This window comes from Mobilisporobacter senegalensis (genome assembly GCF_003752155.1).
Classification (GTDB): domain Bacteria; phylum Bacillota; class Clostridia; order Lachnospirales; family Lachnospiraceae; genus Mobilisporobacter; species Mobilisporobacter senegalensis.
Window position 1 is genome coordinate 206,465 of the sequence record NZ_RJVG01000007.1, and the last position, 26,715, is coordinate 233,179.

22 protein-coding genes are annotated in these 26,715 nt (G+C 34.2%); 2 read left to right on the forward strand and 20 right to left on the reverse strand.

Translation table 11 applies throughout. The annotated features are described in order from the left end of the window. Window positions 1–84 precede the first annotated feature (84 nt). On the forward strand, window positions 85–435 hold the full coding sequence (locus EDD66_RS12745) for a winged helix-turn-helix transcriptional regulator (RefSeq protein WP_123609972.1): 351 nt from the start codon (window positions 85–87) through the stop codon (window positions 433–435). 103 nt (window positions 436–538) lie between these two features. On the opposite strand, the gene EDD66_RS12750 is transcribed toward EDD66_RS12745, so the two are convergent. From EDD66_RS12750 to EDD66_RS12760, 3 genes are all read right to left on the reverse strand, one after another. Further along, the gene (locus tag EDD66_RS12750) at window positions 539–1,351 is read right to left on the reverse strand and encodes an alpha/beta fold hydrolase (protein WP_123609973.1); all 813 of its coding nucleotides are present in this window, start codon (window positions 1,349–1,351) and stop codon (window positions 539–541) included. 89 nt (window positions 1,352–1,440) lie between these two features. Further along, window positions 1,441–3,138 (reverse strand): S8 family peptidase, encoded by a 1,698-nt coding sequence (locus EDD66_RS12755; protein WP_123609974.1) that lies wholly within the window; start codon window positions 3,136–3,138, stop codon window positions 1,441–1,443. 131 nt (window positions 3,139–3,269) lie between these two features. Further along, window positions 3,270–6,896: a CARDB domain-containing protein gene (locus EDD66_RS12760; RefSeq protein ID WP_123609975.1), complete on the reverse strand. Its 3,627-nt coding sequence runs from the start codon at window positions 6,894–6,896 to the stop codon at window positions 3,270–3,272. A 449-nt stretch (window positions 6,897–7,345) separates the two neighbouring features. Here EDD66_RS12760 and sstT point away from each other — a divergent pair, with 449 nt between their 5' ends. Next, on the forward strand, window positions 7,346–8,569 hold the full coding sequence (sstT, locus tag EDD66_RS12765; protein WP_123609976.1) for a serine/threonine transporter SstT: 1,224 nt from the start codon (window positions 7,346–7,348) through the stop codon (window positions 8,567–8,569). 21 nt (window positions 8,570–8,590) lie between these two features. Here sstT and EDD66_RS12770 read toward each other — a convergent pair whose 3' ends face one another. The 17 genes from EDD66_RS12770 to EDD66_RS12845 all read right to left on the reverse strand — a co-directional run bounded on the left by EDD66_RS12770 (window position 8,591) and on the right by EDD66_RS12845 (window position 26,615). Then, a complete protein-coding gene (locus EDD66_RS12770) occupies window positions 8,591–10,081 on the reverse strand; it encodes an ABC transporter permease (protein ID WP_330511185.1) in 1,491 nt (496 codons plus the stop codon). A 12-nt stretch (window positions 10,082–10,093) separates the two neighbouring features. Beyond that, window positions 10,094–10,834 carry a hypothetical protein gene (locus tag EDD66_RS18910; protein WP_330511186.1) on the reverse strand — a complete coding sequence of 247 codons (741 nt, stop codon included), beginning with the start codon at window positions 10,832–10,834 and terminating at the stop codon, window positions 10,094–10,096. Window positions 10,835–10,865: 31 nt separating this feature from the next. Beyond that, window positions 10,866–11,564, reverse strand: coding sequence for an ABC transporter ATP-binding protein (locus tag EDD66_RS12775; protein WP_123609977.1), 699 nt, complete (start codon window positions 11,562–11,564; stop codon window positions 10,866–10,868). Then, a complete protein-coding gene (locus EDD66_RS12780) occupies window positions 11,565–12,209 on the reverse strand; it encodes a TetR/AcrR family transcriptional regulator (RefSeq protein ID WP_123609978.1) in 645 nt (214 codons plus the stop codon). 225 nt (window positions 12,210–12,434) lie between these two features. Beyond that, on the reverse strand, window positions 12,435–12,710 hold the full coding sequence (locus tag EDD66_RS12785) for a DUF1905 domain-containing protein (protein WP_123609979.1): 276 nt from the start codon (window positions 12,708–12,710) through the stop codon (window positions 12,435–12,437). Between the two features lie 42 nt (window positions 12,711–12,752). Next, on the reverse strand, window positions 12,753–14,537 hold the full coding sequence (locus tag EDD66_RS12790) for a sensor domain-containing diguanylate cyclase/phosphohydrolase (RefSeq protein WP_123609980.1): 1,785 nt from the start codon (window positions 14,535–14,537) through the stop codon (window positions 12,753–12,755). 180 nt (window positions 14,538–14,717) lie between these two features. Then, the gene (locus EDD66_RS12795; RefSeq protein WP_170164349.1) at window positions 14,718–16,235 is read right to left on the reverse strand and encodes a VanZ family protein; all 1,518 of its coding nucleotides are present in this window, start codon (window positions 16,233–16,235) and stop codon (window positions 14,718–14,720) included. Window positions 16,236–16,344: 109 nt separating this feature from the next. Then, the gene (locus EDD66_RS12800; RefSeq protein WP_123609999.1) at window positions 16,345–17,532 is read right to left on the reverse strand and encodes a sensor histidine kinase; all 1,188 of its coding nucleotides are present in this window, start codon (window positions 17,530–17,532) and stop codon (window positions 16,345–16,347) included. Beyond that, window positions 17,477–18,172: a VanR-ABDEGLN family response regulator transcription factor gene (gene vanR / locus EDD66_RS12805; RefSeq protein ID WP_123609982.1), complete on the reverse strand. Its 696-nt coding sequence runs from the start codon at window positions 18,170–18,172 to the stop codon at window positions 17,477–17,479. The genes EDD66_RS12800 and vanR overlap by 56 nt, the downstream gene beginning before the upstream one ends. Window positions 18,173–18,428: 256 nt before the next feature. Then, complete coding sequence (locus EDD66_RS12810; RefSeq protein ID WP_123609983.1) at window positions 18,429–19,832, reverse strand: FAD-binding oxidoreductase; 1,404 nt, start codon at window positions 19,830–19,832, stop codon at window positions 18,429–18,431. A 3-nt stretch (window positions 19,833–19,835) separates the two neighbouring features. Beyond that, complete coding sequence (locus tag EDD66_RS12815; protein ID WP_123609984.1) at window positions 19,836–21,026, reverse strand: electron transfer flavoprotein subunit alpha; 1,191 nt, start codon at window positions 21,024–21,026, stop codon at window positions 19,836–19,838. A 12-nt stretch (window positions 21,027–21,038) separates the two neighbouring features. Then, window positions 21,039–21,827, reverse strand: coding sequence for an electron transfer flavoprotein subunit beta/FixA family protein (locus EDD66_RS12820; RefSeq protein WP_123609985.1), 789 nt, complete (start codon window positions 21,825–21,827; stop codon window positions 21,039–21,041). Window positions 21,828–21,868: 41 nt separating this feature from the next. Then, entirely contained in the window at window positions 21,869–23,413 is a 1,545-nt protein-coding gene (locus EDD66_RS12825; RefSeq protein WP_207667784.1) for an L-lactate permease, read from the reverse strand. A gap of 266 nt (window positions 23,414–23,679) precedes the next feature. Further along, entirely contained in the window at window positions 23,680–24,390 is a 711-nt protein-coding gene (locus tag EDD66_RS12830; protein WP_123609986.1) for a FadR/GntR family transcriptional regulator, read from the reverse strand. A 240-nt stretch (window positions 24,391–24,630) separates the two neighbouring features. Next, the gene (locus tag EDD66_RS12835) at window positions 24,631–25,047 is read right to left on the reverse strand and encodes an FMN-binding protein (protein ID WP_123609987.1); all 417 of its coding nucleotides are present in this window, start codon (window positions 25,045–25,047) and stop codon (window positions 24,631–24,633) included. Window positions 25,048–25,065: 18 nt separating this feature from the next. Then, on the reverse strand, window positions 25,066–26,031 hold the full coding sequence (locus EDD66_RS12840) for an FAD:protein FMN transferase (RefSeq protein ID WP_243115354.1): 966 nt from the start codon (window positions 26,029–26,031) through the stop codon (window positions 25,066–25,068). An 11-nt stretch (window positions 26,032–26,042) separates the two neighbouring features. Further along, a complete protein-coding gene (locus EDD66_RS12845; protein WP_123610002.1) occupies window positions 26,043–26,615 on the reverse strand; it encodes a TetR/AcrR family transcriptional regulator in 573 nt (190 codons plus the stop codon). Window positions 26,616–26,715: the final 100 nt, after the last annotated feature.

Below are 26,715 nucleotides of genomic sequence, written 5' to 3' on the forward strand. Positions count from 1 at the left end.
TATTTAATATGATTACTAGCGGGTTGATAAAAATAATGCCTAAAAGCAGATAGTTTGATTTTGCTTAACCTGGAGGATCAAAATATGATTGATTATAATAATAAAAAATATATATGTTTACTGGATTTTGGAGTTGAATTTATAAGAGGAAAATGGAAAGCAGTCATACTTTGCCATCTTTATAAAGGTCCCATCCGCTTTCTTGAACTACAGCGGACTGTTAAGGGAATCAGTCAGAAAGTATTGAATGACAAACTGAAAGAATTAGAACAAGATGGATTGATTATCAAGAATATTTATGCGGAAATCCCACCGAAAGTAGAGTATTCACTTACAGATAAAGGTAAGGATATTACTAGGATTATCAAAGAAATTGAAGATTGGTCCATACAGTATTATCCGGACTTAAAGGACTCTTGTAAACAACCTGATTAGAACTCCTATAACATAAATATATTTAATTCCTGTTTCATCAGGTAAAATTTAATTCAGATGTGGTTTGAACCACATCTGAATTTTAGTCCCTCTTAGTCGGTATTCATTTGATAAATTCAACCAACTCTTTGTTAAATTTATCCTGTTCATCATAGAATAAACCATGTCCACTAAACTCAAATGGAATGAGTTTTGAATTTCTTATTCCTTGATTTAATGCCTTGCCTAGTGAGAATAAGCAGACTTTATCATGTATGCCATGGAGAATTAAAGTAGGCACTTTAATTTCACACATATCATCAAATAATTTTTCTTCTCCTAACCATGTTTTTGCAACAGCTGCTGTGGACCAGGAAGCTGCTTGTAAACCCAAGCGAAAGAACCACTTGGACAGCCCCTCTGTAATATATTGGTAGAAGAACATATTGCCGAAATTCTGTAACATTGCCGGGCGATCCGTATATGTTCCATTAATAATATTTTCTACATCTTCTCTCTTTATTCCATAAGGGAAATATGGGCGTTGAATTAAACTAGGTGCCGCAGCTGCACAAAGTACAAGCTTTGATACACCATATCCTCTATGTCTTGCCATATATCGAACTGCAATTGCTCCCCCTGTTGAATGACCTACCAAAGTAATGTTCTTTAGTTGTAGAACTTCAATGACTGCTCTAACATCATCTGATAATCTGTCGTAATCGTAACCCGAATAGGGTTTATCTGACTTACCAAATCCTCTTTGATCCAATCCAATACAACGAAATCCTAATTTGGGAAGCTGATTAAATTGATACTCAAACAATTCGTGACTTCCTGGCCATCCATGTAAAAATAAAATTACATTATTACATCCCGGATTTAAATCTTCTACATAAATTTTAACATCTTCCTCTATACTAATATAGTATCCCAAGATACTACCTCCATAAAATATTCTTATCTCATATTATTCTGTATATTTCATAATGTGAGTTATATTAAAGAAATCTTATCTTTTCTCTTTTATTCTCTTCTAGCTACTATAATCGAATTGTTAAAATCCAAAATACCAAATCCCCAATCTGGATTAGGATATAAAATGTCAGGGAATCTGTAGGCTCCACTAGCTAGCATTATTCTTATTTTTGCGCTAGATATTGAAGGATAATTTTCTCTGATGATTCCCCATTCAAAAAGCATAGCTACTATACCTGTAGTATAGGCAGCCGCAACGCTTGTGCCCGTACTCCAAGCATATTGATTATTAATGATAGGAGCCAATATATTGACACCTGGAGCTGCTATATCTGGTTTTGGTCGATTATTTTTCGTAAATCCTTTACTGGCATTATAATATAAGTTTAAACTTTCACTATCATATGCAGTCACAGTTAATACAGTTGCTTCATTCCCTGGTGCCGTAATCGTTGTGTAAGGGTTTGAATCAACAAAATAAGTATCTTGTGAAATCCAATCATTAATAGGTAGCCAAATATGAAAACTTGATAGAATGTCACCAACTCCATAAACTCTAAATCGCCAAGTACCACTTTGTGGATTTCTAAATCGGAAAAGAATGAACTGATCACCCAGTGATGACTCGGATAGTGTATTATCAACATTTAAAATTGTATTAATATATTCAAATTGAATCGTAGTTCTTTGCACAAGAAAAGTGGGTACACGCCCTATGAATTCACCTGTTGGTGAGAAAATATCAACGCTGAACAAGTTGGGTCCATTTCCCCAGAATTCCATAAAAAAACCTATTTCATTACCAATATTTAATTCTACATCATTATAGCCAATCGTTGGTGTAATTTCTCCGAAATAATGACGACCCATGGCTCCCTCATTGCCTGCTGCTACTATAAAAGAGATACCAATCTGATTCCCCATATCGGATAAGAAATTATTAAATATACCATCTCCATGATGAGCGCCCTGAGAAGAACCAAGCCCTAAGCAAATAGCAATAGGGCGTTTCAACTCCCTTGCGATTTGTACCAAATAATTGATTCCAAGCATAATATCATTTTCTTGATAACATAAGGCATCTTCTGGTATAAAGAAAAAATCCTTTAAATATGCTTTTGCTGGCTTTAATTTAACAACAGCAAATTCAACATTTGGAGACACACCTATAAACCCATTATCTGAATTATATGATCCACCAGCTATCCCAGCCAACCTGGTTCCATGTCCTATTTCATCTATACTAGGCACAATTGAAAGTGGATTGCTATTTCTTAAAGCTGTGTCTATCTGTTCTCTTCTATATTCAGTACCATAATAAAATCCCTCTGGGTATTCATTTTCACTTTCTATTGTCTGGTCCCATATTGATACAATCCTTGAGGAATTATCCTCATATTGAAATGCAGGATTCATATAATCAATTCCAGTATCAATAAATCCAACCAATACTCCTTCTCCGGTATAATCTATATCAGGTGTATAATTTAATTGAGCTCTCTCCAGAGATTCATAACCGGTAATAGACATTAAGCCATAACATTTAGGGATGATTTCATAACCAAAGCTATAAATAATATTTGAGCTTAAATCTTCAGCAGGTATATAAGCAATAGAATATCTTTGATTGATTCTATTAAAAGAAGCATCCGTATAAATAGTTTGTATGTCATTAATTATACGTTCATCAATGAGTAAGTCTGCATAATTATTATCTATGATTTTATATCTTTCTTCATCATTCATTTCGTAACCTACTATTTTTTTTAACAGTATATGTTCATTTTATACATAAATGCTAAAAATTAAACTAAACAGGGATACTTTATAGCATCCCTGTTTACAAAATTGATTATCATTTTAATAAATTATATATATCATTGAAACATAATATTAAATCCGTTCATAATTAAATATTTTTCAGGTGCTTCAATGTTACTTGTTGTCAGATTAATAAAAGTTGCCGATCCGTTACTTGTATAAGTATAAATTGCTTCTCCCAGATGTGGCTGTGAAAATCTTGAAGTGGTAATTGCATCTTTACCCGTTCCATTAATATTAATATTTTTAAATAGAATATTACTAAATCCTCCGCCATATCCAAATTGAATTGCATCCCTTTGAGAATCTATGATATCAATATTCTCAAATGTAATATTCCTGATACTTGTATTCGAGGCTTCTAAGTCAATGGCTCCACGTTCTCCATTGTAACAGTCTTTACTTGTTCCTGAATTAATGATTGTAGTATCTGAGAAAAGGATTCCTGCATTATTTTCAAAATGGTAACCTGGGAATACCGTATTTAATCGGATACCAGAGCCCATAAAGCAATCCTTGATATAATTGTATTGTGCTTTGTGTCCGGAACCCCCAAAAATTGCAATTGCAGCAGCGCGCCAGTTATTCTCGATGGTGTTATACATAAATGAGTTATTCACTTCCATTGGTGCCCCCATAGTACTGTCAGGCCACATAGCTAATCCATCATCCCCATTATTTCTGACACTGCAATTACGAACTGTAGAATTCTTTGTACCCTGGCAGAAATTCACCCCATCAGCCAGATTATTCCTAATACGTCCATTTTCAATTAATAGATTATCTGCCGGAATGGCTGGAGTATGGGCATAATCTCCTACCCAGAAACCACATTCAAAATGTTCTTCCCAGAAATCATGAATCTTTGAATTTGTTCCGAAATTATCCATAAAACATTTATAGATCGCCTGCTGCCCATGGCGGGAACGAAGCATCGAATTAATATATACATTACTAAAGTCTACTGTACCGGTAATTCTAAAAGAAATACCTCCGCTTGCTGCATTTGGAGAAGTAAATTGGAGGTTCGTATACCACATACCTGCACCAGTAATTATGATATTATTTGCATTAATGGTCCACATTCCGCCTAAATTAAACTTACCGGCAGGGATATAAACCGTTTTGCCAGAAGAAGCTGCCGCATTAACACAAGCACTAAATGCATTTAAATCATCCGTATTATCATCCGGTGTAGCACCATAAGATGTAACTGAAAGTGAATTCGCAGGTTGCGATATGGCAGATGGAACAGGTTCCACTTCTACAAAGTCAACACCGTATTCCAAGCTGTCACCATTCGTCTTCTGGATTCTTAATCTATCCCCTGCTTTAAGAGGTGTATTTAATTTCCAGTGTACTTCATCAAATCGGAATGCAGCTTGTCCTCCATTTGGTGCATCTTGTGGCTGATCTCCTGTGAAATACTGCCATGACCAATAGGATGACAGGGAAATTGTTGAAACTTTCGTTCCATTCACATAGCAGTCAAGAGAGCCGTTGCGACCCATTCCATCACTAGAGTCTGGCATGGTAAATCTCATATTCACTCCTGCTCCACCCTTGTCAATGGTCCATTCTACATAGGAGCCATTCGCTGGGAGTGCTACATATTTCTGGTTAGAAGCTTCAGAAGCGGTAAGTGCATAATTAAAATCAGGAGCTTCTCTTAAGATGGCCCCACCACCAATAGAAGCATCTTCAGATTCGTATCTTGCGTAAGGCATGGTTGCTCCACGGTTCCCACTGCTTACAGATAAATTCCTTTCTAAACTGTTATTGGTTTCATCGGTTTCTGCTGTTTTATTGTTATAATCTACAATAGCTTTTACCGTATGGGCTCCACTTACTGCATTCCATGTTCTGGTGGAATTTACCATAAATGTGGAGCCTGGTTGTACTGTTGAGTTACTATCTGCAGATGCAGCTACCTGTGAACCATCTATCTGGAATGCAACTACTCCCGGTACACCTGCTTTGGTACCTTGATTTTGTATTGTTGCACTAAAAGTAACTGAGTTACCAGCAACCACATAGGCTGGTGACCATGTAATATCTTTTACGATGAAATCCACACCATCTTTTGGAGTAACAGACAGACTTAAACTGGTGGTATTATTTGTTTCATTGCCCTCATTGGTGGTATTGGCATTATCAACGGTAACGGTAATCGAATGTGATCCTACTGTTGTAGCTGTCCATGATCCAGTTACTGTTGTGGTAGCACCAACTGCCAGTGGGATTGTATTATTTGAAGTAGTAGATACTACTGTTCCATCTACTGCAAATGCAACCACCCCCGGAGCACCTGGTAATGTTCCCTGATTCTTTATTGTTGCTGTGAAATCCACCTTATCTCCTGATATGATTGCAGCAGGGGAATAGGTTACATTAGTAACAACTAAATCAGGCATTGGTGCTGTAGTTACTGCCAGGTTCTCTGTATACTGGTTATTATTTTCATTGGATTCAGATATTCTATTAACATCATCTACCCAGGCCAGTATTGTATGGTTACCTGTTGCAGCCGTCCAATGAGCTGTTCCATTTGGTCCTCCGTTAGCTGTCACTGTCACAGCTGCTCCTGCTGGTAATGAGGAAGTAGTATTATCCGACCAGCTAACTTGTTTCCCATCAACAGAAAAGCTTACTCCAATAATTGTTCCAGCCGGTGTTGCTTTATCTCCCTGATTTTTAACTACTGCACTGAAAATAACATTATTTCCTGTTAGTGGCGAAGCAGGAGTAGATGTAATATCTGTAATCGCCAAATCAATTGCACCGTTTGGATTCTCGTTATTTCCACCGATATTAATTACTTTAGATGTTTGATTATTATTTTCATTGGTTTCAGATATTCTGTTTACATCATCAACCCATGCGATCACGGTATGATTGCCTGAGATCCCAGTCCATGCAGAACCACCTGGCCCTCCATTGGCTGTTACAGTAACAGAACTACCTGGTGCTATGGAACCTGTATTATTATCCGACCATGACACTTGTGTTCCATCCACTAAAAAACTAACTCCATTAATTGTTCCTGCAGGTGTAGCTCCTGTTCCCTCGTTTTTAATTGTAGCACTAAAGGTTACTGGATTTCCTGCCTCAGGATTTGCCGGGCTCCAGGATATATCTGCTACTATAAGGTCTGGAATTCCTTGGGGGTCTGATTTACCATAAACTTCAAATTCTGCAACTTGTCCACCAGTAGCCTGACTATTGGCTGTAAAGTTCAGCCTTATATATCTTGCATTTCCTTCTGTAAAATTAATGGTAACCGTGTTACCGCTGGAAGGACTAAAAGTATATGTATCTGATGTTGCACAAGTTGAATAATTAACATTATCTGTACTTGATAATACTGATAAAGTCTGGGTTCTTGTTTCCCAGGATCTATTCAGTTTCAATACAACTTTATTAATCGATTGTGTACTTCCAAGGTCAGTGGTAAGAGTATTAGGATATGCGTTTGCCCCACCTTCCCAATATGTATTTATATTACCATCATTGGCATTTGTTGCTGCATAAACCTGGGTATGATTATTTGCTGTGATAGTTTTTCCTAATGCCAGATTAGAAGATTCTGCTGCATAGACAGTTGGCATAGATGCAAAAATTTGAGTAGCAATTAAGACTAATCCTAACAAAACATGTGAAAACCTTTTGAAACCATCTTTCATAAATTACACCTCCAATATTATTTACTGATTCATAAGTTGCAAAAATACTAATCCTGATAAACCCTATAATATGTTTTAGAAATCACCTCCCATGTAGTTTAACGTTAAACTTATTAGAAACCTCCTTATCTTTTATATAGTTTATACTACAATTAATTCTGGCATTTCACCTGATAATAAATTAATTGTAATATAGGTGATAAAAACAAACAATATTTTCTGTACATTTCCCCCTCTAAATTGCTTATTTGGACATGTATAGATATTTATTTTATTTGAAATACTAAAGGATATCTTAATTTTTGAAAGAAATGATTTCACTTGACTGGGAGAAAAAGAGTGAAAGAAAAATGTAAGAAAGGATTATATGCAAACACATATCCTTCATCCCTTGTGTTTGCGTCTCAAATGAAAATGCAAGTATTTTTCCTTGAGACTGGTATCAAATTATGAGCAATTTGTTAAAAACCTGGAAAAGAATAAGCTTAGTACAACAGATTATTATTGGATTAATTATTGGGATAGTGCTGGCAATCACCCTGCCTGATGTAGCAAGACCCATCACTATACTAGGAACTTTATTTGTCAGTGCACTAAAGGCAATTGCTCCCATCCTTGTCTTTTTTCTCGTTATGTCTGCCATATCCCAACATAAGCATGGCCAGCATACAAATATGAAATCGATTATAATACTTTATCTTTTAGGAACCTTTTTTGCAGGGTTTGTTGCAGTTGTAGCGAGTTTTATCTTTCCTGTCAGTTTAACACTTTCTGCCAGTGCTGAAGGTGTTTCACCTCCTGGTGGTATTACAGAAGTTTTAGCATCATTATTATTAAATATCGTGGATAATCCAATCAAGGCTCTATTTAATGCTAACTACATTGGTATTTTATCATGGTCAATACTTCTTGGTGCTGCCTTAAAATCTGCACCAGAATCTACAAAAAAAATGATATCTGATTTTTCTGATGCAACTTCAACAATCGTTCGGTGGGTAATTAGTCTGGCTCCTTTAGGGATCATGGGTCTTGTATTTGAATCTATTGCGACTAATGGACTCGAATCCCTGCTAAGTTATGGAAAATTATTGATATTATTAATCGGCTGTATGCTTTTTGTGGCTTTAGCTGTAAATCCAATTATTGTTTATCTTTATATACGTAAAAATCCATATCCCCTTGTATTAAAATGCTTGAAAGACAGCGGCATCACTGCATTCTTTACTCGTAGTTCAGCAGCAAATATTCCTGTTAATATGAGTCTATGTGAAAGACTTGGCTTAGACAAAGATACTTATTCTGTCTCAATTCCTTTAGGAGCAACTGTGAATATGGCGGGGGCAGCAGTCACTATATCTGTCTTAACACTTGCGGCAGTAAATACCCTTGAGATTCAAGTAGATATTGCCACTGCCTTGATTCTCAGTGTACTTTCAGCTATTAGTGCAGCCGGTGCCTCTGGTGTTGCTGGAGGTTCTCTATTATTGATACCCCTTGCTTGCAGTTTATTTGGAATTCCAAATGAAATTGCAATAAAAGTTGTTGGTGTAGGATTCATTATAGGCGTATTACAAGATTCCTTTGAAACTGCCTTAAATTCCTCTTCTGATGTTCTATTTACGGCTACTGCAGAATTCTCTGAATGGCGTAAAGAAGGTCGAAAAATTCCTTAAGAATTTTTCGACCTTCTTTATCTATTCTATTCTGGATTTTATAACTTCATTCATAGAAATCCTGTTTACTTTTCTTTTACTAATAGCTTTTGAAATCTCATATGTTAAATAGATAATTGCAAAACCAATTATTAAGTAAATGAAATCAATCTTTATTGGCAGTGAAATACTCATCTCCTTTGTCAGAGACTGAAACATAGCTTCAAGTGAACTCATAAGTAACGGTATTCCTAAAAGGTATCCTATAATAACCAATACCGTAGAACTGTTTAAAACCATGGAATATACTTCTTTCTTCCGATATCCCAGAATTTTCATAAGAGATATATTCTCTTTATTCTCTTCTATTATCATGGAAGTTACAACATATATGACAATTAACCCAATAATAAATGAAAGAAATGCCATGGTACCTACTGTTACCTTAATAGGCTGCGTCATTGAAGTGAATGCATTCTTAATATCCTCCACTGTAAGTGAAGCTAATAATTGTTCTTCTGGAATGTTCAACTCTTTAGAACTCCATAATCCAAAATAGCATCCCTCCGGATAATTTAGCATATTATTAAATTGATCCAATGACATATAAATGTAATTTCCAACATAGGATTCTGCGATACTATCAATCGTCACACTATATTCCTGCATATCAACCCTATTCACAATCTGAATGGTATCCTTCGGTTTTGCTTTCAGCTTATCCGCTAATGGTCTTGTTAGTATAACCTGATCTGTACTTAAATTATTTCCTGATTGATCTTTAAAAGTAATATATCTTGAGTCTGTACTTACTCCATAAGCTCCCACATTTATCTCTTTATTTGACTTTAAGGTAAAAATAGCTTCCGAAAAAGCCTCTCCCTGTTCAGGTGTTCCTTGCTGTAGTGAATTAAATACATATTGATACTTATATTTAAAAGCCTCTTCAAAACCTTCTGCCATCAAATAATCTAATGAACTCTTTGATACAAATCCTATGAGCAGTAACATAGTAGCTAAAGCCACACCTAGTATTAAAAATCCACTTCTTGGTATACTTCTAAGCTGTTCCCTTATCTTAAACTTTGTTTTAAATTTAAACCTATCCAGCTTCAAATTCTTCTCAAGGAATCCAACTTTACTACTTTCTTTTCCATTTCTCATAAGTTCTAGCGGAGAACTTTTCAGTGCTTTTCTAACTACTAAATATCCAGCTGTAATCAGAAACACTATAGGGAGCAAAATACTTAAAATAATATATTTTCCTTCCAATATAATATTACCTACTGGCATATTAAAATAAGAAATCATGACCTGAATCATAGGTTTTAATGTAAACAGTCCGGATATAGTTCCTAGAATTCCACCTGCTACAGCTATGGTAAGCGGATATCTTAAATAATGATTTTGAATTTGCTTTTTATTATAGCCCAAAGCATATAAGGTTCCAATAATTACAGACTCTCTCTTTATCATCCGCCATATCACGATACCGGTCAGTATGCAAGTTAATAGAAGTATTGCAAGGGGCATAATGGAACTGACCTAATTAATACCTTTTAGCTTTGTATCTACCATGGTGATCCTCATATTGGCAGAGGAATTCATCCAGTTTAAAATAGTAATATTATCGCTATGTAAGAGATCTTTAAATTTAGAAATCTTACTTGATAAATCCTCACTGGTCTGATTAAACTTGACTTGATAAAAACTGGCTCCATCATTCAATCCATTAAAATCATCTTTGCTCACTACTGCTATGCCAAAATTATGGGAATCTACCAATAAATCTCCTTCTGATTTAAGAGGATATATATAGTTTGGAAGTGACATAAAACCATAAATAGTAAACGGCTTACCGTTAATATTTATGGTATCACCTATCTTTAGGTTATTTGCTTTGCCATAGGCAGGATCAATGAGAATATTATTACTGCTTAAAGGTTTGCCTGTGGTAATTGCAGGAATATTGACTTTTGTATTTTCACTAAAAATTCTTAAAACTTTATCCTCTGAAACTGAATAATCAAAGGACTTCCCTTCTTCTATTATCATATTGAATTTTGTTTCAAGGTCTGATATGTTACTTAATTTCTTGTCAGTGATTAAGTTCGCATCTTCCTGAATATATTTATCTCCAAAAGAGTTCTTTATATTTTCCAGGTTATAGGAAAGCAGATTAAACATGGTAAAGAAAAGACAGCTAATCACAATAAGAGCAAACGCGCCAAAATATTGGGACTTATTTTCTAACATAGACCTTTTAATCTTTTTATGGATAATCATTACCACTCAATCCTTTCTGCAGGTATAATCATTACCACTCAATCCTTTCTGCAGGTATAATCGTTTCATTCATTATTCTTTCTACGATCTCACCACTTCGTACCCGGTATACCTGACCAGCCATTCCGCTGATTGCTGAGTTATGTGTGATCATTAAAATCGTAGTTCCAAATCTTTTGTTAATATTCTGAAGAAGTTTTAATATTTCTCTGGAGGATGCAAAATCAAGTGCACCTGTTGGTTCATCACATAATAACAGCCTTGGATTTTTTACTACTGCTCTTGCAATGGAGACTCTTTGCTGTTCTCCACCGCTTAACTCTTTCGGAAAACGGTTCTTTTTATCCAGTAAGCCCACTGCCTCTAAAACCTCATCAATAGAGAATGGTGATTTGCTTATATTTGCCACCACTTCAATATTTTCTCCAACAGTAAGATTAGGAATAAGATTATAAAATTGAAAGATAAATCCAATAAAATCCCTTCGATAATCTGTAAGTTCATCATCCGTTAATTTTGTAACTTTTATATTATCTACAATTACCGTACCAGAATCACTTCGATCAATTCCACCAATAATATTAAGTAACGTAGATTTTCCAGAACCAGATGGACCCAGAATCACTCCTATTTCCCCCTTGTGAAGTTCCATAGCCACTCCTTTTAAAACCGTTGTTGTTACTTCACCTGTTTTATAACTTTTCGTCAGGTTTTCTACTTTAATAAACATTTATTTTCCTCCCATGCCATGCTTTAAAAGTTCGATTAAAGCGTTGATTTCCTTTTCATATTGCTCATAATCCTCATCAATAATGTCTTCACCCTGGTTTCTGGCTTTATTCATCAGATATTCTTTTATCTTAAAAGATACTCCGGTAATAAACAGTATAAGAAGGTGATCGTCTATGTCTTTTCTGACAGAACCATTCTCTTTTCCAACGTTAATTATATTTAAAAGATATTCTTCAGAAATATTTGTAATATAAGACATGGATTCATTCGTTAAGTTATCATATTTCCCAAGAAAAACGTCCTGAATAAAAATAGTGATTTCTCGTTCTTCTCTTATCTGTTCCATAGAATTTTTTGATGTATGATAAAAGAAATCAAAAATATCCATCTCTTTATCATGCAGCACCAGGTTCTTCCCAAATTTGTTAAGCAATAGATCTATGGACCATTTTACTGAATATAGAAATAGTTCTTTCTTATTCTCAAAATACTGATAGATGCTCCCCTTTGCAATACCTGCAATGTTAGCAATATTCCCAACATTGGCTTTTTCGAAACCATTTTTTATAAACTCATTAATGGCAGAGCGCATTACTTTTTCTTGTTTTTCTATTGGTAAATTAATAAATGTATCTTTAGGCATGTTCTCTTGTCTCCTCCTAATTTATAATGATATGACTTTAAAGTCATGTGACTATTTGGTCATATTATAAGCCTGATAAATTATGTAGTCAATATCTTTTAACAATAAAATAAAATTATGTAAAAGAATCTAACGCAAAAAACACCTAAAATCTTAGATTTTACTCTAATATTTTAGGTGCCGTTTATTTTACATTGATAAGTCTCACTTATTCACTTTTAATAATTACTTATGGATTTCTCTTTCTTTTAGTGTCACCTTGATTACATCTCCTGGTTGTTTTCCTATCTTCTGTCGAATGTCTTTTCTGATACCAATAATATGACAAGGTGTTCCCATTCGTACCAGGCTTCCTGTATACGGTTCTCCGTCAAAAGTTGCAGTTACTGGCACTCTTCCTTTTCCAAACTCTGCTTTTACATCAAATGGTATCTCCACATAAGCCCCGTTGATATCTGGTACTTTCTTAATTTCAGCTTCAAATTCATATAATTTCCCCATAAATACCTCCTGCTGTTAAATAGCCGTCCCTATCATTCATCATTATTCCCATTTTTTACCCAATACTTCTTCCACAAATAACTTTGCAATATCAGGATCAAATTGAGTCCCGGCACATTTTTTTATTTCATCAACCGCTTCATCTTCGCTCATCCCTTTACGATACGGTCTGTCTGATATCATTGCATCATAAGAATCACATAGCGATATAATTCTTGATATATATGGTATTTCTTCTCCTTTCAACCCTTTGGGATATCCCTTGCCATCCCATCTTTCATGATGTGCTAAAATATATTCTGATATCTCCGCATATTCTGGAACAGCATTCAAAATCCGATATCCAATTTCAGGATGACGTTTGATAGTGACCCATTCTTCCTCTGTTAACTTTGTCTTTTTTGTTATGATTTCTTTATCAATAGCAATTTTCCCGATATCATGCAGTAAACAAGCTGTTCGATATTTTTCTAATTCTTCTTCACTTTGGTTTAAAGCTCTTGCTATCTTTACACCACTTTCTCCCGTTCTCTCCGAATGTCCTCCTTCTATAATGGAATTTTCCTTTAATGTGTTCATGATATTATGTACAATATTGCCCCGGATATTAGGACTTTCAAAGAATTTATTTTTATACATATAATTTTCTGCTACTTTTATGGTTTCTTGAATATCTTCAGATATATTATTTTTTACAGACCACCCTAATGACATGGACACATCAATTGGTCCTATTTTTACATTCGAGAATGCCTCTCTTATCCTCTTTACAATCTTAACTACCTCTGATTCATTCGTTTTAGGTAGTAATATAATAAATTCATCTCCACCATATCGGCATATAATATCATCAACACGGCAAGCAGCTCTTAGCACTTTCGCCACTTCTTCTAACAGATTGTCTCCTTTATTATGTCCAAATGTATCGTTTGTGGGTTTTAAACCATTGACATCTCCCATGATGACAGCTAAGGGCAGACTTTCTTCCTTGTTAAATTTCAGCAAATTCTTTTCTAAATATCTTCGATTTCCTAACCCGGTCAGTGGATCATGAAAACTTAAGTACTCTATTTCATTGATTTGTACCTGAACCTCTGTAATATCACGAAAAACTATAACAATACCGTTAATATGATCTTCATTATCATATAGAGGTGAAATACTTACATCAATATATATTTCTTTCCCATTTTTTGATACTAAAATATTATCCTTGGCTGCTTCAATATTTTTACTTGTTTTTAGTCCTTCACTTAACAGATCCACTGGTTTCTCTCTGGTATTTTCATCAATGACATGAAAAACATCATTGATAGAACGTCCGATTGCACTTTCCTTGATCCAACCAGTCAGTTCCTTCGCTGCTTCGTTTAAAAAGATTATATTCCCTTTTTTATCTGTACTGATAACACCGTCACCAATAGATAATAACATAGTACTTAGCAACTCTTTCTCATGAAGCAGAAGGTTCTTACTTATATTTAATTCTTCATTTTTCTTATTAAGAGTTTTTCTTAAGCAGTAAAGCACAATTGCTCCTGTGATCATACTTAATCCTCTTAATATCTGATCAATATTCATACCATCTTTGGATATAAAATCAAGAAAATTAATATAAAGAGTAAAAAATATAGATAAATGAATGGTATATTGATAATACCATAATCCAGTCATAACAACAGGAATATAAAATAAGCATGTATATAAAGAATCTGCGTTATAAATATGATTCACATATGCAGATATAATACAGGTTAATAAAGAAAAAATGGTAATTGTTATTAGTTTTTTATTCTTTTTTATATATTTAATTGTTTTCTTATGCATCCATTTGACCTCATGAAAATGTTACCATTTTCCTAAAATTGTGCCAATTATAACTATTATTCTTTTATGAAAAGATAACAGTTATAATAACATGGAAAAGGTTACTGGTCAATGATTGTTTAGCCCATTATTTATTAAATTTTTATAATCTAAAGATGTATATTGACCTTTGGCAAAATATTAGTGAATAGAATTATATAACTTTATACTATCCAGCCACTTGTCTTCTTTTGAAGTGCTCCCCATTAATACACAAATATACAATTTATTATTAATATTAGCAGCTGATACAAGACAATCTCCTGCATTACCGGACGAACCGGTTTTTAACCCTATTACATTCTTATAATAATATGGACTTTCAGGATTAATTAATTCATTTGTATTTTTGTAAGTAATCTCTTTTCCGTTAGGCCACTTATCGCTAATCCGTATACTGGAAGCAATTTCTTTTAGTGTTGAGTTTCCTATAAATTCTTCTCCTATACGTGATAAATCATACGCAGTTGTATACTGACCGTTAGCATCATAACCATCAGGGCTGGAAAAATTCGAATGTGTTGCTCCTATGCTCACGGCCTTTTTATTCATGGTGGAAATAAATAAATTGATAGAATCTTGTATCGACAAATTGTAATCTCCCGATATTTTTCTTCCTGTATAAACTGCTAAAGAATAAGCAGCATCGTTCCCAGATGGTAATAGAAGGGCATCTAATAATTGTTTTATTGTTAATTTATCCCCCACGGATAGCCATGCTTTTGAGGCATCATTTGCAATCAGATAAATTTCCTGCCCCACTTCCGCTTCTTCATTCAATTCACAATAATCTAAGACTGTTATCGCTGTTAGCATTTTAGTTGTACTTGCCGGAGCAATTTTTGCATTACTTTCCTTTTCATATAGAACAACTTCATTTTCAACATCAAATAAATACACATTAGGAGCGTTTACATTAACATCTAAATTAGCTATATTCTTCTTTGGTGCCGGTTCCAACTCAATTGCTTTTGGAGATGAAAAATCTGTTTTTTGCATATTATCAATTCTATCTTCAAAAGTTTTTATTTCCTTAAACCCGATTAAAAATACTGAAATAACAATTATAATTATAAAATAATTATGATTAATATCTTTTCTTACCAGCTTTCCACTTTCTCTCATTACCGGTCTGATGTTTAAGAAAATAGCTGGAAAAACTGATATTACCAATATACCGATAATATACCCGCAAAGTGTCCCAAATCCATTTAAAATTAAATCATCGATATCTGTTCCTCTATCCTCAAATAGTTGTACTATTTCCAAGAATAGTGATAATTTTATCCCTGAGAAAACAGTAATATGAACCTTTCGAAATTTTTTCCCTAATAAAACAAGAAAACTACCATAGGGAATAAACATTATTATATTTCCAAAGAAATTAATCGAATTTGATGATAAGGTATCTAAAACTTTAAAAGGTTTCAAATTGATATTTTGAAAATCTGGCACCCCCAATGAGAAACCGTAAACTGGTGATATGGTGGATGAAAGAATAATGGTTAAGTATATACCAAATGATAATAATAGAATACGATACCACCATGTTACTCTCTCTTTTTTCATTTTAATTATCATTTCATATATGATTAAATAGCAAATGGATACTATACATCCTGGTAAAAGATAATTGAATGAATCTACTAATAACCTCATATAACAAACCTCCTGTTTAACAAAAAACCTATTTTCTTCTGACATACGTATCATATCAAAAGAAAATAGGTAAAACTTTAATATAGATTTGTTAAGATATTAAGAAATTCTAAAGAACATCATGATTTTGACTGACAGGAAGTGATACTATGAATTTTGTAATTGAATTTTCACTTTCAACCGTAATATTTCCCCCATGCAATATTACGATTTCTTTTGCGATTGCAAGTCCTAATCCAGCACCTCCGGTAGCTGTGGAACGTGAACCATCCACACGATAAAATTTCCTGAAAATAGAATTTATATGTTCTTTAGGAATTGTGCTTCCATTATTTATAAATGTAATCATTATATTATCTTCCTGTACTTTCGCAACAACCTCAATGTTACTATTTTCGTAGCTGTAAGCTATGGCATTTTTAATGATATTATTAAAAACTCTGGCCAATTTGTTAGGATCCCCATAAACTATTAAATCCTCATCAGCATTAATTATTATTTTCTTCCCTTGGGGAACCAGATTGGGATAAAATTCATCTGCCATTTGCACTAACATATAATATAAATCGATTTGTACCATATCCAGAGTTATATTCTGAACATTATACTGAGTTATATCAAAAAACTCATTTATAAGCATATTTAAATGAGTTGCTTTCTTTAATGTGATATTAATATATTTTTCTTTCTGCTCACATGGCATATCCGGTATTTCATCAAGTAAATTTAAATACCCTATCACAGATGTTAATGGGGTTTTTATATCATGTGCTAAATATACCACTAATTCATTCTTTCTTTTTTCTGCTTCCATGGATTTTAATTTTCTCTCCAATAATTTGTCTTTTACCTGATTTAATTTCTCTTCAAAAAAATCAAGTTCTGGTGATAATATAATTTTCTCTTCATTTTCTTGTACTAATTGATTCACTCCATAAACGATCTCATCAAAATATTTAGTAAACCATACTAAAGAAATACGAAAGAGAATTGCAAAAAAGAAAAGAATAGTAACCATAACAATTATTTCAATATTATTTCGTATATAAATTTGATAAATATATGCCGATTCATACCAGTTTAGATTACTTTGATCCTGTATAATACTTAAAATCCAGTTACCAATATATCCTCTTCCAACGGTACGAATTCCGATCCCAATAATCATGGCAAACAAAAAAACAGCAAGCATCTGAAAATATAATCTTCGTATGATCTTTGCATATTGTTTATTACCTAACTTACTTCTCAATTTTATACCCCACTCCCCATACGGTTTTAATATATTTAGGGTCATCAATAGAATCATTCATCTTCTCTCTTAAATGTCTAATATGAACAAATATGGTATTATTACTTTTAGAAAAATATTCATCTCCCCAGATTTGATGAAACAATGACTCTGCACTGACTACATTACCTTTCTGCTCACATAAAATACGTAATATTGCAAATTCTGTTGGGGTAAGTGATAAAAGTTTTTCATTCAGATAACATTCATGGGTACTTATATTAATAACCAGGCCTGAATGATATATGATCTGCTCTTCCTGCTCCTGGGGTGTATTATATTTTTTATATCTGCGTAGTTGCGCTTTTACCCTTGCAACTAATTCAAGTGGGTGAAATGGCTTTGTCATATAATCATCTGCTCCCAAAGTAAGGCCGGTGATTTTATCAATCTCTTCTTCTTTCGCAGTTAACATGATAATAGGATAATTGTGATCTTTACGAATCTTTTTACAGATAGTAAACCCATTGATATCCGGAAGCATAACGTCTAAGATAGCCAGATCAAGGGATGTATTATCAATGCATTCCAAAGCTTCTTTTGCATTATAGAATTTATATACAGTATAATTTTCATTTTGTAAATATAGGGAAATTAAATCAGCTATTTCACACTCATCTTCGACAATTAGTATTTTTTCATTCATAAGTACTACTCCTATTCACAATTTTATCTGATGTCTATTTCATTGTAGCAGATTAAAAATTATGAATTCTAATGATTTCCATATATTTTTATTAAGAAATTCTTACGACAACTTTGCTTAGGGCTGAACTGTAACCTGTTGGATATAGAACAAAGAGTTTGCCCGGGTAAATATAAAAAATCTGGATTATAGCCACGAGAACTCGTGGCTATAATCCAGCCTGAACTTTAAATATAATATTTTCCTTTGTTTCTTTTTACAATTGACATACTTTATGAGGATTTAGAATATTCTTTGGATCAAATGCGTTCTTAATACCTCTCATAATTTCAACAGTTGCAGGATCCATAGATTCCATCAGGTAAGATTTCTTTGCATAACCGATACCATGTTCACCAGAAACCTGCCCATGTAACTCTCTGGCTTTACCATAGATTTTATCCATGGCAGCTTTCATTCTCTTCTCCCATTCTTCTTCACTTAAATCATCTTTTAATACGTAAGCATGTAAATTACCATCTCCCGCATGACCGAAACTCTTGATCCTTATATTCACTTCTTTATATAAACTATGGATGTATTCAACCATTTCATTTACTGAACTTCTGGGAACAACAACATCTACTTCATCCATATAAGTTGTAGAACCTTTGATTGCTTCAAGGAATGCACCTCTTGCTTTCCAGATGGATTCTTCTCTTTCATTGGTATCTGAAATAAGAATATCAATTGCTCCCTGTTCCAAACAGATCTTAGCTACACTATCATAGGCATTTTCAATTTCTTCTGTTGAATTTCCATCAAATTTGAGTAATAGATATGCATCTGCACTATTATCAGGGAATTTCTTACCCAGATATTTTTCTGCATCGATGATAACTTCTCTCTGCATAAATTCAATGGCTGTAGGAATGGACTTGGATTTAATAATAAGTGGAACAGTCCCAATTGCTTTTTCTAAACTAGGAAACGGAATCAATAAACTGATTGCTTTTTTAGGTAATGGTAATAACTTTAAGATAGCTTTCGTTATAATTCCAAGAGTTCCTTCGGAACCAACCATTAAATCCTTCATTGCATACCCGGTACTGTTCTTCACTACTTTACCACCAAATTCAACCACTTTACCATCTGGCAGCACTACTTCAAGCCCACGTACATAATCTCTTGTAACTCCATATTTTACAGCTCTCATGCCACCTGCATTTGTGCTGATATTACCGCCAATGGTTGCAGATTTTTCACCTGGATCCGGTGGATAGAATAAGTCTCTTTCCTGAACATAAGCAGCAAGTTCCATTAATAATACACCAGGCTCTACAGTAATGGTGAGGTTATCTTCATCTAATTCAATAAAACGATTCATTAAACTGGTATCAAGCATGATTCCATGTTCCATTGCTACAGAGGATCCAACAAGTCCTGTTCCTGAACCACGAGGAGTAACCGGAATATTATTATCATAGGCATATTTCATTATTTTAGAAACTTCTTCCGTAGATATGACCTTTACCACTACATCCGGATAACTTTTAGTATCACTTAATTCATCATGGCTATATTCTTCATTAATATTTTCCCCATAAAGAATTCTTTCGGAATCATTAATGATACTGCCAATATATTTTAAATCGCCTTCATCTAATCTTTTATAAGTCATCTCTTATGCCCCCTTGCTAACTTTAATTTGATTGATTAAATTTGGAATGATTTCGTATAAATCTCCCACCAGACCATAATGTGCCGTTTTGAAAATCGGTGCATTTTCATCCTTATTAATTGCGATAATATGTTCTGAATTATTCATACCTGCAGTGAATTGAACAGAACCGGATACCCCTATGGTGATGATTAATTTTGGCCTTACTGTTCTTCCACTAAGTCCTACCTGACGTTTTGCTTCTAACCAGCCGGCTTCCATCACAGGTCTGGTACATGCAAGCTGACCATCTAATAAATCTGCCAATTCCTGAATCATCTGGATATCTTCTTCTTTCTTTACACCACGGCCAACGACCACTAATACTTCAGATGCTTCAATGAATTGTTCTTTTTCTTTGGCAATGATATCAATTACATCTACCTTACTGTTTAATTTATCAGTCTCAATCCTGCATTCAATAATTTCTCCTGATTCATTTTCTTTTCTCTTTGGAGCATCCATAACTTTATAGCGGACCGTTGCCATCTGTGGTCTATGATTTGGAGTTAAGATCTGTGCCATAATGTTTCCGCCAAAGGCTGGACGAATCTGAACTAAATCTGTATTCTCATTGATATCCAGTATCGTACAATCTGCAGTAAGTCCTGTCTTTAATCTTGCAGATAAACGTGGTGCTAATTGGCGACCTACACTTGTGGCACCAACTAGTATTGCTGTTGGTTTAATATTAGCTACAAAATTTTCAAATACTGCAGTATACGGCTCCATTTTAAAACGATCTAATTCTTCATAATCATATACAAATACTTTGTCTACATCATAATGAAGTAATTCATGACATTGATTCGTAATATTACTGCCCATCATAATAGCATAAACCGGATGATTTATTTTCCCTGCTAATTCTTTGGCCTTACCAATAAGTTCATAAGTAACTGGATGGATTATGCCGTCTATATGGTCTACATAGACTGCAATTCCTTTCCATTCCTCTTTATTTACAGATGCTACTTCTTCTTCCACATATTCGATTGCACCTTCCGGACCTTTTTTCACACATAGCTTACACATCTTACAGGCTGCATTTATCTGAAGCTCTCCATCCTTTTCTTCCATTGCTCCAAAAGGACAGATACTTATTATCTCTTTTATATCTCCAACTTTTGATTGATTAATTACCAACTTTGCCATAATTCTATCCTCCTATGCAAATTTCAATTCTTGAAGTTTTTTCATTAATTGATCCGTTAGTTCTGTACCGTCTCCATTCCACATCTCCTGATGAGTATTCACTTCTGGTGGGAAAATACGCTGCACTTGAGTTGGCGAACCATTTAATCCATAATGCATCTCATCTTTATCTTCTAATTCATTTAAACTTATCATAGTAATTTCACGATCCTTTGTTTCTTGTTTCTTCACATAGGAAGGCAGTCTTGGAATAAAGATATCTTTATCAACGGAAAGAAGGCAAGGAAATTGTACTCTGGTAATCTCTATATCATCCGTCATATCCATTTCTACTATAATAGATTCATTTTCTACTTCCACGATTTTTGAAACATTAGAAACACAAGGTATATCAAGCCATTCTGATATTTCTGGCCCAACCTGGGCAGTATCACCGTCAATGGTCTGCTTACCGCAAAGAATTAAGTCAAAGCCCCCTAATATTTTAATACCCTGAGAAATAGTATAACTTGTTGCTAAAACATCAGCTCCACCAAATTTACGATCTGATATTAAAGCTCCTTTATCTACCCCCATTGCAAATGCTTCTCTAATGATTCCTGCTGCCTGAGGAGGTCCCATAGATACTACGGATACTTCCCCTCCCATTTTTTCTTTTAATCTAAGTGCTGTTTCAATTGCATACAGGTCATATGGATTCATTTTTGATTCCACACCGTTCCTTTTAAGTACCCCAGTTACTGGATCTACTTCAACCTTATTACTGTCAGGAACTTGTTTAATACATACTAAAATATTCATATAATCCTCCCTTTCGTGATATCACGATTATTATCAAATAATTAAACTAAAAATTGTGCTCCGATATAAGTAAATATACCTACTATGCTTAAGAAAAGAAGATAATATTTAAAAGTACCTTTTAATAATACGCTTTCCTTTCCTTGTAAACTAACTGCTGCAACTGCTACTGCAATACTTTGTGGTGAAATCATTTTTGCTGTAATTGCTCCTGCTGTATTAGAAGCCGCGATCCATGCCTGATTTAAATTCAGAGCAGTTGATGTTTCTGCCTGTAATCCACCAAATAATACACTGGCAGATGTTCCACTTCCTGTTACAAAGGTACCAATGGAACCCAGTAGTGGTGCAAAGAATGGATAAAATGAACCGGTAACTGTTACAAACATAAGTGATATGGATGCAATCATTCCACTATAACCCATTAATTTTGCAGTGGCCATAATTGCTATAATTGTTATAACTGTCTTCATCATCTGAATAATTGTCTTATAAAAAATCACAAACATTTCCTTCATATTTGCACCTTGGATTTTTCCACCTATAAAAGCTGCAAGAATAATCCAAAGACCCGGTGTTGCCAGCCATGAAAAAGTATAAGCAGCTGCATCTTTTCCCGTGTAAATATTAACAGAAGTCTTTACCGTAGATAATAAGTCATTAAATGGACCAATTAATTTAGACGTTGCTAAAAGGAAAATGAAGATTAAAATAAACGGACTCCAAGCTACAAATGCCTCTTTTTTCGTTACTGAATGATTGTTGTTGTTCGCTTCCAGACAATATTCTTTGTTAATATCACCTTTACCGAATACTTTAGCTGCTAAGACTGTACACAACATAGAACATACAGAGCCAATAACAACCGGAAGTTCTGCTCCCAGAAACTTAGCAACCAAATATTCTGGAATTATGAAGGACAATCCTGAGATCAGTGTAATGATCCCTACTCCCTTTAACGCTTTTTTTGATTTGCCAGTTAAATATACTAAAATAAACGGTGTTAAAATAATTAGTGGAATAAGTAAAATAACTGTATTCGTTGATAGACCAATTACATTTAGCCCTGTTATTTTTGCCAAAGTCGTTGTAGGAATTCCAATGGATCCAAATGCTGTAGGGGTTGCATTGGCGATCAGACATACAATTGCAGCGAATACCGGATCAAAGCCTAAGCCCCATAACATACTTGCAGGAATTGCAACTGCAGTTCCGAATCCTGCCATACCTTCCATGAAGCCTCCAAAGCCCCATGCGATGATTAATACTAAGACTCTTTTATCTTTCGTGACACTTGCTAACATTTTTTTAATTACTTCCATTTGTCCTGTTGCTACACATACATTGTAAGTAAATATAGCAGCTATGATTACAATGATAATTGGCCATAAAGCTAATGCGGCTCCTTCAGCAATTGCTGTGATACTGTCAAATAGCGGCATCTTCCATACGGCAACTGCCAAAACATATGCAATACCCAGTGCTATGGAACAGGCTTTAAAACCAGGAATTTTCAAAGCTGTCAATGCAACGATCAGCCAGATAATTGGCAGTAAAGCTAAGACAAACAGTAAAGTCATATTCATAGTTGGCTCCCATCTACGTGCTCTGCACGGTTTTTTGTTAGAGTTCCATTCCAAATGCCTGTCACGTGATTCAGAAAATTGGTAGGACCAGTTCAGGTAAAAAGAAGGGAGTTGCATCTCTCCTAGTGCAACACCCCATCGTTCCTCCAACCTTTTCTTCGATTGGTAGGACCAATTTGTAATTTTATTATACTTTCCTTTCACCAAACCGTCAATAAATGACACTTTTTTAACAAGACCTTTGTATGATATGACGAAAATGTGAATCATATGCTAGTTTTGATATCATTTTTTAATATTTTTTCGTCAATTGTACCAAAATGTTTGTTAATTGCTTCATAAGCAAGTTTTTTATCCTTATTGACTAAACTTTTTACCATATCTATATGAGCTTCCATAAGTCTGCTTTTACTATCAGCCGTACTTAAGATTTCTCTTCTTAAATCAACAATAAACTGATCAATAATCTCTGATAGTGCCTGTAAAATATTAATAATTAAAGTATTTTTTGATGCAAGGGCTATATTATAGTGAAGTCTTTTATCTAATATGACATTGTTTTCTTCTGACTCATGCTCTAACTGTAAGATTATTTTCTCCAGTTGGATAATTTCCGGCTCAGTTATATTATCAATTGCAATGATTAAAGCCTGTAACTCTAAACCACGGCGTAATTGGCTGATTTGCCTGTAATCGATCTGATCTAATAAAAACATCATTGACATAGTTTCTACCATGTTATTTTCAAAATTACCTGACAGATAATTACCTGCTCCCTGCTGACTTGAGATAACCCCCATAATATCCAGTGTTCGAATTGCCTCACGTACAGAATTGCGGCTTACCCCAAGGATTTCAGATAATTCTCTTTCCGCAGGTAATTTGGATCCAATCCTTAGCTCACCAATTCGTATTTGTTTTTTTATGTAATCGATTACTTTTATATAAGACTTTTGTCCAATACTGTTCTCTCCCATGTGTTTCCTCCTTATTATCCTTAATTTTATTTATCATTACACTGAAAAAATTTCTTTAACCCTGATACCGCTCCTAATAATTAGTGAATTATATTCATTTTAACTAATTATATCCCATACATCAAGACTAATCTAGTCCACCGTTAATTCCAATTATAACAACAAAAGAACGCCTTTTCACAAGCGTTCTTTTGTTTATCTATTCATTTAAAATTAAGATGATACTACAATCCACGATATCTATTTCTCTTTTGTCTTTTTAAGAGCATTTTCAATAGATTTAAGATAAGCTTTTGAAGTAATTGTAGCACCACTGATAGTATCGACCTGGAGGGATTGTTTTTCAATTACCCTTTGAAATAATTTATTTTTAATCTCAGTTGTATTGCTCACTTTATCTTCTATTATTTCTATGTCCGTGATCTTATTTGATTTTATGGTTACTTTCGCTTTATTGGCTCTCCATTTATATTTCCCGCCTTCATATTCCCCAATATAGGTGCCATCATCAAGCCTTTTAAAGTCAACATTATCAATAGGCAGATTTTTACCTTCCCGTCTTTCTCCTTCAGTAAATAATAATGCTCCTCCCATACCAACAACCAAGAAAATCACAATTCCTAAAATAACCATTTTAATCTTTCCTTTCTTTTTCATTTTATCTTCCCTTCATAATTAATTTAAGACCTTTACCTTTATATCTCTGACTGCATGAAAACAATCTGTTAAACCTGCTGTTATATGGACCACCAAGTCTGTATCTATAAAAATTGCTTCCGTATTGGGAACATTCTTTAAGAGTTCAATCCCCTGTTCCTTTCCTGCCACGAACAATACTGTAGATAACCCATCAGCTGCAGTTGAACTATCCGAAACTATAGTTACACTTACTAACCCTGATTCTGCCGGATAACCAGTGGACGGATCCAGGATATGATGTTGTCTTTTGCCCTGGGAATCTTTAAAATAGCGCTGATAATCTCCTGAGGTAACTACTGCTTTATCTGCTGCTTCAACAGTTCCAATCAAATGATTCTCCTCTCTGGGATGGCTGATTCCTACCTGCCACTTGGAACCATCCGGCTTCCTTCCTAAGGTAAGCACATTTCCTCCAATATTGACAAAAGCCGATGAGATATCATATTTCTTATAAAGTTTTAACAGCTTATCACCTGCATACCCTTTTCCTATCCCTCCTAAATCAATCGCCTGCCCGGTTTTATGGAGTATTGCTGCTTTTCCATGGAAATTCAATTCCAAACCCTTATGATCTACCAGGGGCAGAAGCTGCTTTATCCTTAAATCATCAGGAATCTCTAATGTATCTTTACCCGCTCTCCATAAGTCAACCAAAGGTGCGATGGTGATATCTAATAGACCTTTACTGTAATTTGATAATTTACCGGCTTGAGATAATACCTCTAAAGTGTCATCACTGATCTGTTCCCAGTTCAACCCTGCTGATCTGTTTATTCTGCTTATATCACTTTCAGGTATAAAGCGGCTTAACAGTTTCTCCAACCTTAAGGCTTCCTTGGCGGCTGCTTTCAGGGCTCTTTTGGCATATCTGCCATACGCCTTACTGGTAATAACCGTATCCATACCATAATAGCAGGATTGAGCCTCTACATTCTTTAACAATGGCAACCTCCTTATATCGCTAAACCTTTCATTACAAACTCCGTCAGATAATCCAGGATTTCCGGAAAATATTCAATCCCTATTTCCTCTTTATGGGTATCCATATTAATGATCGAAAAGAAGATGGTCATAATAAAATCAGGAGCAATGTCTTTCCTCATCTTCCCCTCAAGCTGCCATTTCTCAATGATATCAATAAAATTATCATATAAAAAATGAACTGAATTTATCCCATTCTCTTCCCTATATAATTGCTCTATCTTATTGAATACATCTTTGTTGTACCATTGTTTCAGAATAGGATTTGAATTCATGCCATTAAGATTAAACTTTAGTATTTCTTTAATTAACTTCCCAGGTTCATCCTCAAGGTCAATGGACACCATCATATTTTTTTTCAGTTCTACATTCTCATCCAAAAATATTTCCATAAAAAGTTTTTCTTTTGAATCATAATAATTATAAAATGTTCCTACTCCAACTCCAGCTTTCTTCGTAATATCAGAAATGTTTGTATCCTTAAATCCATTAGAACTAAATAATTCCTTTCCACAATTATATATTGCTGTTTTCTTATCTATCATAAAAACCTTGTATGATGTATTTATACTGAAATACATCAATACGCTCCTTTCTCAATTTTGTTATAATTAATAGTAACACTGTGGACTTTTTATAAAACCC